The organism is Paenibacillus sp. BIC5C1, assembly GCF_032399705.1.
Taxonomy (GTDB): domain Bacteria; phylum Bacillota; class Bacilli; order Paenibacillales; family Paenibacillaceae; genus Paenibacillus; species Paenibacillus taichungensis_A.
In genome coordinates, this window is the sequence record NZ_CP135922.1 from 3697708 (window position 1) to 3711692 (window position 13985).

Below are 13985 nucleotides of genomic sequence, written 5' to 3' on the forward strand. Positions count from 1 at the left end.
AATTTAATAATAATAATTTCGGCTGGATGAGATTGATTTATTAATCTAAAATAATCTTAATCTATGATGCATTTAGAGTCTAGCCACCGAAATAAACACTATATATTTGCGAATGGTGGAATAAATAACCGGAAACATAAGTCGTATTTTTCTCTACACGTATATAGAAAGATAGAGATGAGCTGCGGCATAAGAATAGCTGTCTATATAAATTAAATCATCGTGTACAAAATGAAAAAATAAAGAGCACCTGATTAGGCGCTCTCTAGTAACCACTATTTCGTTGCAAGTAAACCTTCTACATAGACGTTGGAAGCGGCTTGAATATCGCCATACGCCCAGAACCCTTCCGCAAGGAGTCATCGATGATGCCTAGCTCTATTCCGATGTGCAGTCCGCCAGATTAACCGATCTTTAAGCAGCATTGCTGCAAATAGGACGAGAAGATTTTTATATTCATCAGCATGTGCTTGTTATCCCCATCCAACTTACTGAGTAAAATCCCTCCTTCCAACAAGGAAAATGCAAATGATGCTAGCGCATCCACATCCAGATCCTCCCTAAACTCTCCAGCTTGAATGCCGTCACGAATAATACTCTTCATCATATCCAAGAAGTTATGCATCCCTTGCTTTGCCTGACCACAAAGCTCCAGATGAGTATCGTCACTTTCTACAGCTGTATTCTGCATGGGACATCCGCCAATAAATGGGGGATCGTTGACGACATTCTCATAGACACGAAAAAAAGCAACCAACTTTCCTGTTGCAGACTGCTCTTGATCGACCGCTTCAGAAAATTTACTGGCGACCATACTGGCAGCATAATTGTAAGCTTCCAACGCTATCTCGTCTTTACTGGCAAAATGTCGATAGATGCCCCCCTTCTTAATTCCTGTGTCGGCAATAATATCGTTTAGCGATGTACCGGCATATCCTCTCTGATTGAAAATTTCAGCCGATTTCATAATGATATGTTCCCGTGTTCTGTCCCCTTTTTTCATGAGTTCCTCCGTATAAAGCTTTTTTTATTTCTTTTGTTTTAAATGAATTATTCAATTTTCGCCTTGCAATTCACTAATATCATGCTAATATAAAGATACCGATCGGTCTCTTTATACATTATACAACAGGCCATTCTAGAATGAAATAGCGCTGGCCCATTTTTATTGCATTACTGGCATTCGCTTATTGAAATAAACAAAACTTATTGGGGGATTTTTTAATGACTGTAAAAGTTGGTATAAACGGTTTTGGACGGATCGGACGACTCGCTTTTCGCCGAATTCAAGATGTGGAAGGCGTCGAGGTTGTAGCGATTAACGACCTCACGAACGCTAAAATGTTAGCTCATCTGCTCAAATATGATACGACGCAAGGCACTTTTCATGGTGTCATTGAAGTCCATGACGGAACCTTCAAAGTAAACGGCAAAGAGGTTAAGGTTTTGGCTAAGCGGAATCCTGAAGAGCTTCCTTGGGGAGAGCTTGGCGTTGATATTGTTCTCGAATGTACAGGCTTCTTCACTACAAAAGAAAAGGCCGAGCTTCACCTGAAAGGCGGAGCGAAGAAAGTCGTCATTTCCGCTCCTGCTACAGGCGACATGAAAACCATCGTATACAACGTGAACCATGACACACTGGACGGAACGGAAACCGTCATTTCCGGCGCTTCTTGCACAACCAACTGCCTGGCCCCTATGGCTAAAGCTCTGCACGACAAGTTTGGTATTCAATCCGGGCTGATGACGACCATTCACGCATACACGGGTAACCAAAACACGCTTGACGCTCCGGATCCAAAAGGCGATTTCCGAGCTGCGCGCGCCTCAGCGGAGAACATCGTACCCTACTCCACAGGTGCCGCAAAAGCCATTGGCCTGGTTCTTCCGGAACTGAAGGGCAAACTGGATGGGGCATCTCAACGTGTACCTGTGCCAACAGGTTCTGTGACTGAACTCGTTGCCGTTTTGAATACTAAGGTAACGGTAGAGCAAGTTAACGCTGCTATGAAAGAAGCTTCCGATCCAGAAACTTTCGGCTACACGGAAGACGAAATTGTATCTTCCGATATCAAAGGCATCACATTAGGTTCGCTCTTCGACGCCACGCAGACGAAAGTTCTGACTGTCGGTGACCAGCAATTGGTGAAAACCGTAGCTTGGTACGATAACGAAATGTCTTATACAGCCCAATTGGTTCGTACTCTGGAGCACTTTGCTAAGATCGCTAGATAAATAATCAAAAGATGGAGAGAAGGAAAACTCTATGAAGGATGCGCTCCACAGTACGATGATCGATTGTTCGGCATGAGTCTGGTTTTGACGGGAGACGAGTCGGTTGAGCTATACCATCAATCCGTCGGAGCCATGCGGTCTATCCTGAATTCCGAACCGAAAGGACGATTACAATGAAAATTCTCGTCACAGGAGGCACCGGCCTGCTCGGCGGCCGCCTGATTCCGAAGCTCGTGGAGGATGGTCACCAGATTTTCGCCCTCACTCGCTCCGTATCATTTCATGCCAAACTTAAGGCCATGGGTGCGACGCCGGTCTATGCCGATCTCGAAAGCAGCAAGCCATTCGTGTTACCGGAGATCGATGCGGTTGTACATGCAGCCGCCCTTTTCCGCTTTTCAGGACCTCGCGAACCCTTCTTTCGTACCAACGTCGAAGGCACCGCAGCCTTGCTGAAGGCAGCCGAGTCCGCCTGTGCGAAGACATTCGTCTACATCAGCGCGGCGGGGATCCACATGGATAACGGCGGTACGCTCATCTGCAACGCTGATGAAAGCGCGCAGACTTTCCCGAACCACTTCTCCGCCTATCTGGCGAGCAAGGCACGGGCAGACTCATTGGTTCTGGCAGCCAACAAACCCGGATTTCGTACGATCGCGCTTCGCCCACCGGCTATCTGGGGGCCTGGTGATCCGTTTAGCCGAGCGCTTCCCGAAGCAGTCAGATCTGGACAGTTCGCGTTCATCGACCGCGGCGATTACCCTTTTTCAACCTGCCATGTAGACAATGTGGTTGAAGCCATACAATGCGCTCTTGAACGCGGAGAAGGCGGTCATGCCTTCTTCATCAAAGACCAGGAAGAGCAGACTTTCCGCGAGTTCGTCGCCTCGCTTGCGAACTTGCAGGGCTTGTCCATCGATAAGATGCGTTCGCTGTCCTACTGGTTCATCTCTACCATTGGCCGGCTGTTCGACACGATCTGGACCGTCACGCGGAAAGACGGCGATCCGCCGATTTCACGCTCGATGATACGCATGATTGGGCGTGAGTTCACCGTCAACGATGCCGCTGCACGTCGAGAGTTAGGCTATGTCGGAAGAACTTTGCGCGATGCCGGCTTGCAAAGTTACAATGAACCATCTGCTCGACGATAGGGTTTGGAGGGCAAATGCCGGCAATCGCTGGTAAGTTGTTCTCTGGGCTAGCTATTTTGTTCAATTTGGTAAGCATGAGCACTACTGGATCAACAAAAGCCTATTAGCGTAATAAAAAATGGAGCAGCCGCCCCCGGCGATACTGCTCCTTTATTTGTTGACTAACGTGCTTCGTTAGTTTAGTGATTACTTTATTAAGTATGGGATTGCTGCTTTAGACCGTTTTGGACCCTATCCCATACTGAAAGTACTTAGGGGTGTATTGGACATGCAATTCAATTCCCACACTAGCAGCAATTTGCTCAATCTCTTTATCGCCAAAGAAATTCTTCACTATAGTAGCATGATTACCATTATTAAGCTTCCGAACCATCGTTTGCCCAGCTGTCCCCACTACATGAGACTCACGGGTTCCTTCTACTTCTCGATCGTCGATAAAGAACATTTTCCCTCCAGGCTTCAAACAGCGTGATACCATGGTGAAGAAGTTCGTCAGTCTCTCTCTGGGTAAATGAGATATCCAAAAAGTAAAAGCAACTGAATCGTATAACTGATCCGGAGACCAACTGAAAAGATCTGCAATGATCGTTCTTACATTGGGGTCAGATACTACCGGATTATGCGAAAGCATTTCTTCTGAACCGTCTACAATGGTCAATATAAGGGCTTCTTTTAAGAACAGACTACTCCAAGTGCCAGTCCCCGCCGCAAGTTCAAGAAAGTCACCATGAAAATGTTCAGCTTTAAAAGCATCCTTAATCGTACTGATCTCATCAAACCAGATTTGGTTGGCTTCGTCTCCTTGATTAAATGTGCCTCGACGGTACCACCAGTCATCATACTCTGGAGCTCGTTCTTTATAATATTTCAACTGATCCTGAAGCTGCTGATCTGTCACACTTTCGTACGAAGCACCGTTGGTTTCCTTGCTGTTCACGCAAACATCTTTCCCTTCTCCCATCAGGGCTTAAGTCCATGATTTTCCATTAACAAATGTCCTAATTTAATTAAATTTCCCACATACTCTCGTTGAATTTCTCCTCGCCAGAATTCAGCTTTCTACATAGTAAAACCGGTCAATTGGAAGCAAGCACCTCTGGTTCGCTTTTGATCCGTTCTAAAGGTAACGAAAACGAATTATCCAAAACACTCTCTTGCTTCAATTCCCTGTACTAATACTCCGTATAAAATCATTATGTAATTCGCATTCAATATAGATGTTCCCGCGCTCCTGTGCTTCTATCTCGCCAGATGATCTACATCATGATACTATTTAGATAATTAACTAAACCGAAATGACACAGTGTTCTTGTCCTCACCATGGGACAAAAACACTTAAAAACCGCTCACCCGTCGGATGAGCGTTTTTTTTATTTAAGAGTTAATACACAATGCTACTGGATGAATTGCGCTCATCAAAGTTGTATCTGAATGCAACACCGGAAGAAGACTGATCCTTCATCTGCTCAATTTCTTTTATTGGTAATATTTACTTATTAAACTGTGTTCTCTTCTTTGTTAAAGTGGATAAGCATTATCAAGACAAAGATGGGAGTTTTAATAGACATGAAAGTTCTCACTAAATCCATCATTGGTCTGCTTTGCGCGACGACACTAGCGGGCACGTATTTGAGTTATACGGAACATCAGAATAATCGACAATGGGAGCAGCAACAACAGCGCAATACGCAATACTGGTCGCATATGCAATCGATCTACTTGGGCAATTTCGACTATGCGCTTGCGGAGTCCCTTGCGGCACCTACGTTTGCAGATCGGCAAGCAGCACTTCAATCTGCGATTGAAAATGCTAATCTTATATTGCAATTAGTAAGGAGTGCATCCGCTACAACGAACTTTCAATCTTGGCCAGCGTACGAATCGTTTATCACGAACGGCAGTCGCTACTTGGCCTATCCCGCTAACGAGAGGGAAATTTCGCTCAACCCGGATCAATTAGACCAAATTCAGCGTCTGAGAAAGTTCGCAAGGACAGCCCTACCGTATCTTGATTTGATGAGAGAGAAAGGCGATGATATTTCTTTATCGGATATAGAACGGATCTCGACCGAAATGGAAGAGGCCTTGTCTCAACTCGACTCGGTCTCCACGTACGGCAATAAAGCCTTTAACGAGTTCCTGTACAATCAGAATCCTTACGCACCTCCGAAGCCAGGAACCGTTTTCGCCAGTGAAACCACTTATAAGGCTACGGAGCTTGCGGCAAAAGCGAAAATCTTCATGGGAGAAGCTTGGAATAAAGGAGCAGGTAAGCAAATCGTCAACATGGTCTCAGGCGGGAGCAGCCCCCAATTAGGAGAAGTCATGGATTTCAAATTATCAGACACCGCTGGAAAACCAACCAGCTCCTATATTGCAACACTGAGTAAAAGCGGACATGTGCTCCAAGTGACACGCGACGGCTCGACTTCCGAAGAAGGAGCTCTGGAGCAATCTATGGACTTAAAGCAGGCTATCGCGGTTGCAGAAACCTGGATGGCGCGTTGGTCTGACGAACGTCTGACAATAGTAGCTAAAGAAATACAAGGTACCTCAATTCATATCACTTATATTCCGGTTCGGGAGCAAGTTTCCATTCCGCAGATGCAAGTCTTATGGGAGTTTGATCGCCGTACTGGTGCGTTAAAGAGCTTTAATGCGTATAATTATTTTTACAATTACAATAAAACCTTTCCACTTCACCCGAAACTGACAGCGAAGCAAGCCTCTGAGAATCTCGGTCCAAAAGTAAACGTCTCAGGTAAGCCAAAGCTGGAGATCCACAACAGCAAGCTTGTATACGCATTTTTCGTCAATGGAATCGAAGGCGTTACTCACGTGTACATAAACGCCCTCACAGGCGCTTACGAAGATATTGATTACAGCTTGTAACCGCAACAAAACTAGGCAACCCCCACGAACACCTCGCTGCGGGTAGCCTAGATTTTTGCGTGCCGATGTGGGACCACCACAATTCACCTATTCTGTGTCCGTTAGTTGAACCAAAAGCAGCTGATCACGTTGGTCAGCTGCTTTCTTGGTTTTATTAAGCTAACGTTTTCTGTTGTTTCAACAAGGCCAGCATCGCATATTTGAAAACTGATAAAATTTCAGGTCGAAGCCACCATGGTGCTAACAAACCTAGTTTATTGAAAGGTGTTGATTTTAGGTTGTGTTATGTCTTATTAATTGAAACAATTATGAAGATTTTATTCGTCTAGAGATTATCGATGCCAATGAGTATAACTGCAATCAAGTAAGTACGGTCAGTGCCTCTCTCGTAAATGGAACCAGATCATCGGTACGTCCTTCTTGAATTTTTTTAGCCCATTCAGGGTCGACTAGAAGAGCACGTCCTACACCAACCAGATCAAACTCATCATTCTGAAGTCGTTGTACCAATCCATCGATACCGACGTTACTTGCGCCTTTACCTTCTGTGAACAGACTTGTAAAGTCACCATCAAGACCAATCGATCCAACGGTGATTGTCGGTTTGCCAGTCAGTTTTTTGGTCCATCCTGCAAAATTCAGATCAGACCCTTCGAATTCTGGCTCCCAGAAACGGCGTGTGGAACAGTGGAAGATATCGACTCCGGCTTGAACCAACGGTGCTAGAAGCTGCTCCAGTAATTCCGGTGTTTCAGCCAATTTAGCCTGATAATCATCTGTCTTCCACTGAGATAAACGCAGTACAATCGGAAATTCCGGTCCCACTACTTCACGGCAAGCCTCAATCACTTCAACTGCAAAACGTGTGCGAGCCATCATATCTCCACCGTAACGATCCGTACGAGAGTTGGTTTTCTCATACAGGAATTGGTCGATCAGATAGCCGTGTGCTCCATGGATTTCAACACCATCGAACCCAACGCGTTTCGCTTCTGAAGCTGCTTGTGCGAATTCCTGAACGATAGTAGTAATCTCAGCTTCCGAATAATCATTAACATGACCTTTGGCTCCCATATGCCAGATCTGCGGAATAATTCGACCGCCAGCTTCATGTACTTCAGATACAACATGTGCCCAACCATTCATTGCAGTTTCGCCATAAAAGTGCGGCACATTGGCTTGATTGGATGCATCCGGGTGATTAATTATCGTCCCTTCCGTCACAATAAGCCCCACTGCGTTCTCAGCTCTGCGGCGGTAATAGCCCGCAACATTCGAACCCGGGATACCCTCCGGAGAAAATTGACGCGTCATCGGCGCCATCACGATCCGATTGGATAACTTCAAGTGACCTAACTCTATAGGTTGGAACAATGCTTCTACGGATTGAGAATAATTCATAATAACCTCCACATATTTCGTTTTATATAATTTGACCTAGGAGATGTTAAACAGCAACCAGCCTGGTTAACAGCTAGACGTTACTTCCAAATGAATCAATACACGATTTTTATCGAAAAACCCCACCTCCTTCAAGGTTTCGTGGTGCATTAATCCGCCTTTAATCATTTTTGACTTCGAAGTCAAGAATTTCACAAAAAAAGATCAAGACATGATCATGCCAAATGAAGTACGCAGAACCGTCTCGATCTGTTCACGGGATGAACCTGATTTCTCCATAACTCTCACACCAAAAATCGTGTTATTTAGATAAGATGCAAGCTCTATACTCGTATACCGGTTGGAAATTAACTGTTGTTTCTGACCACTACTTATGATCTTCTCTAATACCAGTTGAACCTCTTCTACCATGAGCTCAGCTTCACGTGTGACCTGCTCGTCATCTGTTCCGAATTCGAGTGATGCATTCACAATTAGACACCCTTGGCAGCCAGTTTCATCGTCTAAAAGGGAATATCGTAATGCATCCAGTTTATCACCTGGAGACGAATCTAGGGCTTCAATCTCCTTCAGTTTCGCTATAACCTGTTCACGGTAAAGTGCCAGTGCCTTCAGGAACAACGATCGCTTATCTTTAAAAACACAGTACAAACTTTGCTTTTTAACTCCTGTAGTACGCGTAAGGTCCTCATAAGAAGTTGCTTTGAAGCCTTGATTCCAAAACACTTCCATAGACTGGTGTAATACACGATCAACATCAAATTCTCTTGGTCTGCTCATGGGATTAATATATCAGTTATTGACCATGCAGTCAATAACTGATCATTTTACTTCATATCTCAAAAAGGATGGTTACAATGGATAAACATAATCCCCGTCCCTATCCAATTCCCCAGTTAACCGAAAAGTTTCGATCATCGAATCATATGGAAATATCTTCCTTAAATTTCATATTCTTATCGTTGCCGTAGCTGCATTGCTGAGAATCTATAACTCTAAGGTTCTATGCTGTTAATTTGAATCACACTTATTACGGTTCTCGGCGCTGTCTGTAACGGCAAGTTTAAAGTCCATCCTTTGTGGGATGGCCCTTCTTTTTCTGCCTTTGTTAAATTATCGTACCCGTTAACACAAAAAGTCCATATCAATATAGGAAGTGTTATTTAACAAATTTTCATAATAGAAGCGTCGGGCTTGCTCATCCCATTCGCTCCAATCAGGAGCGTTAAAATCTCTGCTTCTATAGAATGCGGCTAAAACTCTAGTTTGCCTTAAATTAATAAATAATGGGATTTTGTTTAACCAACCTTGACTCACGGTGTTTTCCCTACAATAGCCGTTTAAGAAATTGCAATAGTAACGCTTTGCAATCTCCTTTCTTACATCTCCAGACACAACCCACGGAATAGGGATTTCATAAAATAATGGTGTAGCGATATCAGAAACAAACCAGCTATATTCCGCATCGTCATAGTCAATAACAAAGGCTTTGTCCCCATCATTAAGATAATTGCCAGGGCTGATATCCCCATGAATAAGACCGTACGTATCTTTTTCCTTGGGTAAAGCGCTAACCTCAGTAATTAAACGATCAAAGTTATCGTGTAATTCTAACGGACAATACTTCTTAAATGAGGCTAATAGGGCATTATCATTCCATTCATAGCGTGAATGTTGGGACGAATAATGAAGTGAAAACTTATGTATTTTCCCGACCATTTGACCGATATTCTCATAAAACGTATTGCTCTCCTCGGCTATTACTGCATTTCTGCCGGGTGCTTTCTCAAAAGCTGTCACAACAAAGGATTCGTCAATTATATGAATAAAATCCCCTGATAAAGACTGAATGGGCTTCGCTACTTTCATTCCGCGATCAGCCAGGAACGTGATAAACTCTTGTTCCGCTCTGGTTAATAATTCATTCCGATGTGTGACATGGGCAATTCGTAAAATAACTTCTCGATTTCCAATTACCCCGGAATAAACGAAATTTTGAAACCCATTTAATTCGAAAATTGAGTCTTCACGTATTCCAAAACATTGCGCGGACTGTCTCAATATATCTTGTGTGTATAGTAGTTTAATCTTTTTATCCATATAACCTCTCCCCTTTAATTTAATGGTAACAAAAGGTGCTGATTGAAAATATACTTAATTTGATTCAGAATTAAATTCTACACAAAAAGCCACATCGGAAAGCTCGATGTGACTTACAAGTGAATCTATTTTTTAGAGTAAATGATTTTCTTAATGCTTTCGTAGGAAAGACCGAATTCTTCCGAGAGTTCATCGATCGACTTTCCATTGAAATATGTTTGACGGATCGTTTCATTTCTTAGACTTAGCTGTTCTCTACTCCCCGATTTTTCTCCCCATTTTTTGTGCAATTTTTCAGGGGTCGGGACATAAACCATGTGGCCATGAATGTACTTCTGAATTTCTTTTAGCAACTCTTCCGGAAAGATAGTGTCTGCATTTACATATTTCATGATAGCTCTGCTCCTTAAAACTTTTTTTAAAAAATTTAAGGGAGCAAAGTCATTCTATAAACAGTAAACATCATACCAGAGATGATTCAGCGGTTTAAATATCATTCGTTCTTGCTCCATACAAACAACCGCCGTTGTTTATAGAATAGACTTTGCATGGAGCAGATTGTGGATTTTCCCATCAGTTGTAACCCTCCCTCTCAAAATTATAAATGTAACACTTCCCAAATATTCGTAATTACTATTTCTCGGATATTTCCTTACCGCACAAATACCCCGAAAACCGCGGCTATTTGTTTTACTACGGCTTCTGGAGTTGAACTGTTGCTTGCATGTCTAACTGGTTAAGTTCAATAAAACATCAGTCTAATACTGTAGTTGTAGAGGGGACTTTTTTTGTGTTCAAGGTTAAAAATCAAAAGATAAAGTAGACGAATGGGTGCTACCGTCCTTAACCACGTGTGCTAAACGCTGCCTGCTATATGCCTCATTTATACATAGGCTTACAGTTTATTCTCATTCTGTGAACCAAAAACTCCCCTGGTTGCTTCAATGAAAGATAACATGATTGGTGAAAGCCACTTGTCTTTGTGCCACAACATTTGCGTATATACCCGCAAGTCCGGAATTTGCCATGGGAGGGCAACAAGTTCACCGCGTTCAATTTCAGATTCCGCGACGATCTCAGGAAGAAAGGCAATACCGATTCCTGAAATTGCACATTGTTTAATGGCTTCAGCACTTTGAAACTCTAGATACGTGATGCTATCAATGCCCTCTTTCTCAAATGACCGATCAAACATCGTTCGATATGGACAACCTTTCTCATTCGTCAGGAACACTTCTTCATGAAAATCTTCCAATTGCAGCACAGTTCGTCTAGCGAGTGGGTGATCTGGAGCAGCTAACAATCGGAAATGTTCTTCCAGCAAAGGTTCCACGGAAAGTCCACTCGAACGAATGGGTTCATCCAACATATAAACAATATCCGTGGTTCCCTCAAAGAGTGTTTGCTTGAGCTCTTGATTCGGAACTGAGCGGAAGATTAGACGAACTCCCGGATGCTGCGAACGAAACCGTTGAAAGACAGGTGGAAGCCGGTAGGAACAAATCACCTCATTCGCACTTATTGTTAAGGTACCACTTAGAAGTTCATTATCATGGACAGCACTACGAGCTTCGTCCATTTTTTCAAGAACGCCTTGGGCGTGTGTTAAAAAGCGTTTACCCGCAGTTGTGAGCGCGAGTTGCTTGCCTAACCGATCAAAGAGGCGAACTCCTAGCTCATCTTCCAAGGCTTTAATTTGCATCGTGACGTTGGAAGGAACGTAGCTCAGCACTTCTGCTGCCCGCGTGAAATTCAATGTTGTTGCAACCGTACAAAACGTATTCAGTTGACGTAATTCCATCCAATGCCCCCCTTCATCTTTCAATTTTATTGAATACTATCTTGAATTATATTCACTTTTATTGAGAGTATCATAGCTCTATACTGAGCACAAGAGATCACAGTGAACATGTGATTTCATTTTGAAGGGAGCGACTATACGATGGACTATGAAATTTTTAATTTGGGTGATGTACTCTTACAATCAGGAGTGACGTTACCAGATGCTTTTCTTGCTTATAAAACATACGGAAAATTAAATGTACAGAAGGATAATGTTATTGTCTATCCAACGGCTTTTGGGGATCAGCATGTTCAGAATGAATGGCTCATTGGCAGCGGGATGGCAATCGATCCAGAGAAATATTTTATTATCGTTCCCAATTTGCTGGGCAATGGGCTATCTTCCTCTCCCAGTAACACGCCTCCTCCATTCGATCGGGCTAACTTTCCACAGGTAACCATCTATGATAACGTTCGATTCCAGCACCAACTGCTGACCGAAAAATTCGGCATTCAAAAGATTGCTCTCGTCGTCGGGTGGTCGATGGGCGGCATTCAGGCATTTCAATGGGGGGCAAGTTACCCGGAGATGGTCGAACGAATCGCACCTTTCGGAGGCATCGCCAAACCTTGGCCTCACACATTTGTGGTCCTGGAAGGCGTGAAAGCTTCGCTGCTATCTGCAGTCGGCTTCGATTCTAGTAAATTAAACCAACTAAGTTCTACAGACATGCGTGCGGTTGGTCGGGTGTATGCGGGATGGGGACTATCACATGCATTTTATAGAGAAGAGCTTTACCGTGAGATGGGATTTGACACTTTGGAGGATTTTGTAGCTGGTGTCTGGGAAGATAGCTTTATGAATATGGATCCTCATAATGTTCTTGCAATGTTATGGACAGGCCAACATGCAGATATCAGTGCAAACCCCTCCTATAACGGAGATTTTGATAATGCACTTCAGAGCATAAAAGCTCTTGCCTGTATCATGCCGGGAAGCACGGATCTCTTCTGTACAGCGGACGATAATGAATACGAAGCTAAGCGTATACCTAATGCTGCCTTGAAACCAATCCAATCGATATGGGGCCATTTTGCCGGTCGTGGAATCAACCGTGCTGATAATCAATTTATTGATGACAATCTAAAACACTTGTTGTCACTTAGCACTGAGCGTTCATGAATAGTTCTCTTACTTATTTTTAACAAGTTGGATGAAATGAGGAAGAAGAAAACACCCGTCAGACAAGCGCAATAATCATCCCGAAAATGAGAGCATCATGCACACGGGCAGTCATTGCAAATGGTACAAGCGATGTGTCACTTGGGTTCTCAGCACTTTTCATGAACTTCTCAGCCCCATTGCTCATCACACTAACCAAGATAGCCGTACCGGTGGCTCCGAACACTTTATAAGTTCTAAAACCGAGCCGGATTGTTCAATGAAACAAAAAGACCTCCAATCAACTCATTTGATTGGGGGTCTTTTTGAATATGGTATTGTCTGATGGATACGCTATCTAGAAAACAATATTTTTCATAGAAGCCGCAAGACCAAAAACTTCCCTAGTTTACTTAAAAATATCTCGAAGCTTCCAGTAAGCGTTTCGACAAATCATTTAGACTGGCTAACGTCTCTTCAATTCCCTTGAATTCAACAGACTGACGCAGCACCGTCGCATCGACCGTGGAGGTCTTGGAGAGAATAGTCTCAACCTTCTCCCTCATGCGGCCGATACGCTCTTCGGCTTGCTGTACCGCATTCACACTATCGCCGGCAAGCTTGCGCACTTCGTTAGCTACCACTTGGAACGCTCTACCTGCGCTGCCTGCACGTGTCGCTTCAATACCAGCATTAAGTCCAATGATGTTTGTCTGCGAGGCGATCTTTTTTACCAAATCAGTTATCTTCATTGTCTCAAGAACTTCTTTCTTCGTTTGATCCGCTGACTTGCTCATCGATTCCTGTGCTTCCCGAAGCTCTTTGGACGTTTCCAGCAAATTGCTCATACTTGACGTAATTTGTGTATTAGCCGAGACGAGCAGTTCTGCCAAGTCGGACAGCTTGGACTGCCTAGCCAAGCTAACTCCGAACGCAATCGCGCCCACTACCTCATCGCTTTCATCGATTATAGGAATAGCAATCGTACGCGATGGGATGCCAAACACTTCTTTCGGAATAGACTTAATGACCATCTGTCTGGTCGTCATCGCCATTTCTATACCTTGACCTTTCGAGATCATTGAACCTGGTTTTACATCCAACGGATTGCTGCGATCCGGCGAATAAAATATCATTTTCTCTTTATCAGCGATAGCTAGAGCAATATCTTCTTCCTGGCAGAGCTGGGCAAAAAACGGTGCAGCTTTGAATATACTCTCCAATAATTCAGAGCGACTTACTGTAGATTCCAATCGAAC

Annotated in this window: 12 protein-coding genes; 4 read left to right on the plus strand and 8 right to left on the minus strand. The window is 43.6% G+C overall.

Features of this window, described 5'->3' with window-relative positions:
- Positions 1 to 403: 403 nt before the first annotated feature.
- Entirely contained in the window at positions 404 to 1003 is a 600-nt protein-coding gene (locus RS891_RS16535; RefSeq protein WP_113055545.1) for a TetR/AcrR family transcriptional regulator, read from the minus strand.
- 221 nt (positions 1004 to 1224) lie between these two features.
- Here RS891_RS16535 and gap point away from each other — a divergent pair, with 221 nt between their 5' ends.
- The gene (gene gap / locus RS891_RS16540) at positions 1225 to 2235 is read left to right on the plus strand and encodes a type I glyceraldehyde-3-phosphate dehydrogenase (protein ID WP_315792390.1); all 1011 of its coding nucleotides are present in this window, start codon (positions 1225 to 1227) and stop codon (positions 2233 to 2235) included.
- Positions 2236 to 2408: 173 nt separating this feature from the next.
- On the plus strand, positions 2409 to 3389 hold the full coding sequence (locus RS891_RS16545) for an NAD-dependent epimerase/dehydratase family protein (protein WP_315792391.1): 981 nt from the start codon (positions 2409 to 2411) through the stop codon (positions 3387 to 3389).
- Between the two features lie 214 nt (positions 3390 to 3603).
- On the opposite strand, the gene RS891_RS16550 is transcribed toward RS891_RS16545, so the two are convergent.
- Positions 3604 to 4326, minus strand: a complete 723-nt coding sequence (locus tag RS891_RS16550; protein ID WP_315792392.1) for a class I SAM-dependent methyltransferase — start codon at positions 4324 to 4326, stop codon at positions 3604 to 3606.
- A 629-nt stretch (positions 4327 to 4955) separates the two neighbouring features.
- Here RS891_RS16550 and RS891_RS16555 point away from each other — a divergent pair.
- Positions 4956 to 6281 carry a hypothetical protein gene (locus tag RS891_RS16555; RefSeq protein ID WP_315792393.1) on the plus strand — a complete coding sequence of 442 codons (1326 nt, stop codon included), beginning with the start codon at positions 4956 to 4958 and terminating at the stop codon, positions 6279 to 6281.
- Positions 6282 to 6641: 360 nt separating this feature from the next.
- On the opposite strand, the gene RS891_RS16560 is transcribed toward RS891_RS16555, so the two are convergent.
- The 5 genes from RS891_RS16560 to RS891_RS16580 form a co-directional block, all read right to left on the minus strand.
- Positions 6642 to 7682, minus strand: a complete 1041-nt coding sequence (locus tag RS891_RS16560) for an NADH:flavin oxidoreductase (RefSeq protein ID WP_181586727.1) — start codon at positions 7680 to 7682, stop codon at positions 6642 to 6644.
- Between the two features lie 204 nt (positions 7683 to 7886).
- Positions 7887 to 8462 carry a TetR/AcrR family transcriptional regulator gene (locus RS891_RS16565; RefSeq protein ID WP_315792394.1) on the minus strand — a complete coding sequence of 192 codons (576 nt, stop codon included), beginning with the start codon at positions 8460 to 8462 and terminating at the stop codon, positions 7887 to 7889.
- Between the two features lie 345 nt (positions 8463 to 8807).
- A complete protein-coding gene (locus RS891_RS16570) occupies positions 8808 to 9782 on the minus strand; it encodes a phosphotransferase enzyme family protein (RefSeq protein ID WP_315792395.1) in 975 nt (324 codons plus the stop codon).
- Positions 9783 to 9907: 125 nt separating this feature from the next.
- Positions 9908 to 10174, minus strand: a complete 267-nt coding sequence (locus tag RS891_RS16575; protein WP_315792396.1) for a CD3324 family protein — start codon at positions 10172 to 10174, stop codon at positions 9908 to 9910.
- A gap of 503 nt (positions 10175 to 10677) precedes the next feature.
- Positions 10678 to 11583, minus strand: coding sequence for a LysR family transcriptional regulator (locus RS891_RS16580; RefSeq protein WP_315792397.1), 906 nt, complete (start codon positions 11581 to 11583; stop codon positions 10678 to 10680).
- Positions 11584 to 11724: 141 nt separating this feature from the next.
- Here RS891_RS16580 and RS891_RS16585 point away from each other — a divergent pair, with 141 nt between their 5' ends.
- Positions 11725 to 12747, plus strand: a complete 1023-nt coding sequence (locus RS891_RS16585) for an alpha/beta fold hydrolase (RefSeq protein ID WP_113055536.1) — start codon at positions 11725 to 11727, stop codon at positions 12745 to 12747.
- Between the two features lie 392 nt (positions 12748 to 13139).
- On the opposite strand, the gene RS891_RS16590 is transcribed toward RS891_RS16585, so the two are convergent.
- Positions 13140 to 13979, minus strand: coding sequence for a methyl-accepting chemotaxis protein (locus tag RS891_RS16590; RefSeq protein ID WP_315792398.1), 840 nt, complete (start codon positions 13977 to 13979; stop codon positions 13140 to 13142).
- Positions 13980 to 13985 lie beyond the last annotated feature (6 nt).

Bases quoted from the DNA above. Each gene is read 5' to 3' on its own strand.
- RS891_RS16575 (WP_315792396.1), bottom strand. From the start codon at position 10,174: ATGAAATATGTAAATGCAGACACTATCTTTCCGGAAGAGTTGCTAAAA.
- RS891_RS16535 (WP_113055545.1), bottom strand. From the start codon at position 1,003: ATGAAAAAAGGGGACAGAACACGGGAACATATCATTATGAAATCGGCT.
- RS891_RS16555 (WP_315792393.1), top strand. From the start codon at position 4,956: ATGAAAGTTCTCACTAAATCCATCATTGGTCTGCTTTGCGCGACGACA.
- RS891_RS16570 (WP_315792395.1), bottom strand. From the start codon at position 9,782: ATGGATAAAAAGATTAAACTACTATACACACAAGATATATTGAGACAG.
- RS891_RS16560 (WP_181586727.1), bottom strand. From the start codon at position 7,682: ATGAATTATTCTCAATCCGTAGAAGCATTGTTCCAACCTATAGAGTTA.
- RS891_RS16580 (WP_315792397.1), bottom strand. From the start codon at position 11,583: ATGGAATTACGTCAACTGAATACGTTTTGTACGGTTGCAACAACATTG.
- gap (WP_315792390.1), top strand. From the start codon at position 1,225: ATGACTGTAAAAGTTGGTATAAACGGTTTTGGACGGATCGGACGACTC.
- RS891_RS16585 (WP_113055536.1), top strand. From the start codon at position 11,725: ATGGACTATGAAATTTTTAATTTGGGTGATGTACTCTTACAATCAGGA.
- RS891_RS16565 (WP_315792394.1), bottom strand. From the start codon at position 8,462: ATGAGCAGACCAAGAGAATTTGATGTTGATCGTGTATTACACCAGTCT.
- RS891_RS16545 (WP_315792391.1), top strand. From the start codon at position 2,409: ATGAAAATTCTCGTCACAGGAGGCACCGGCCTGCTCGGCGGCCGCCTG.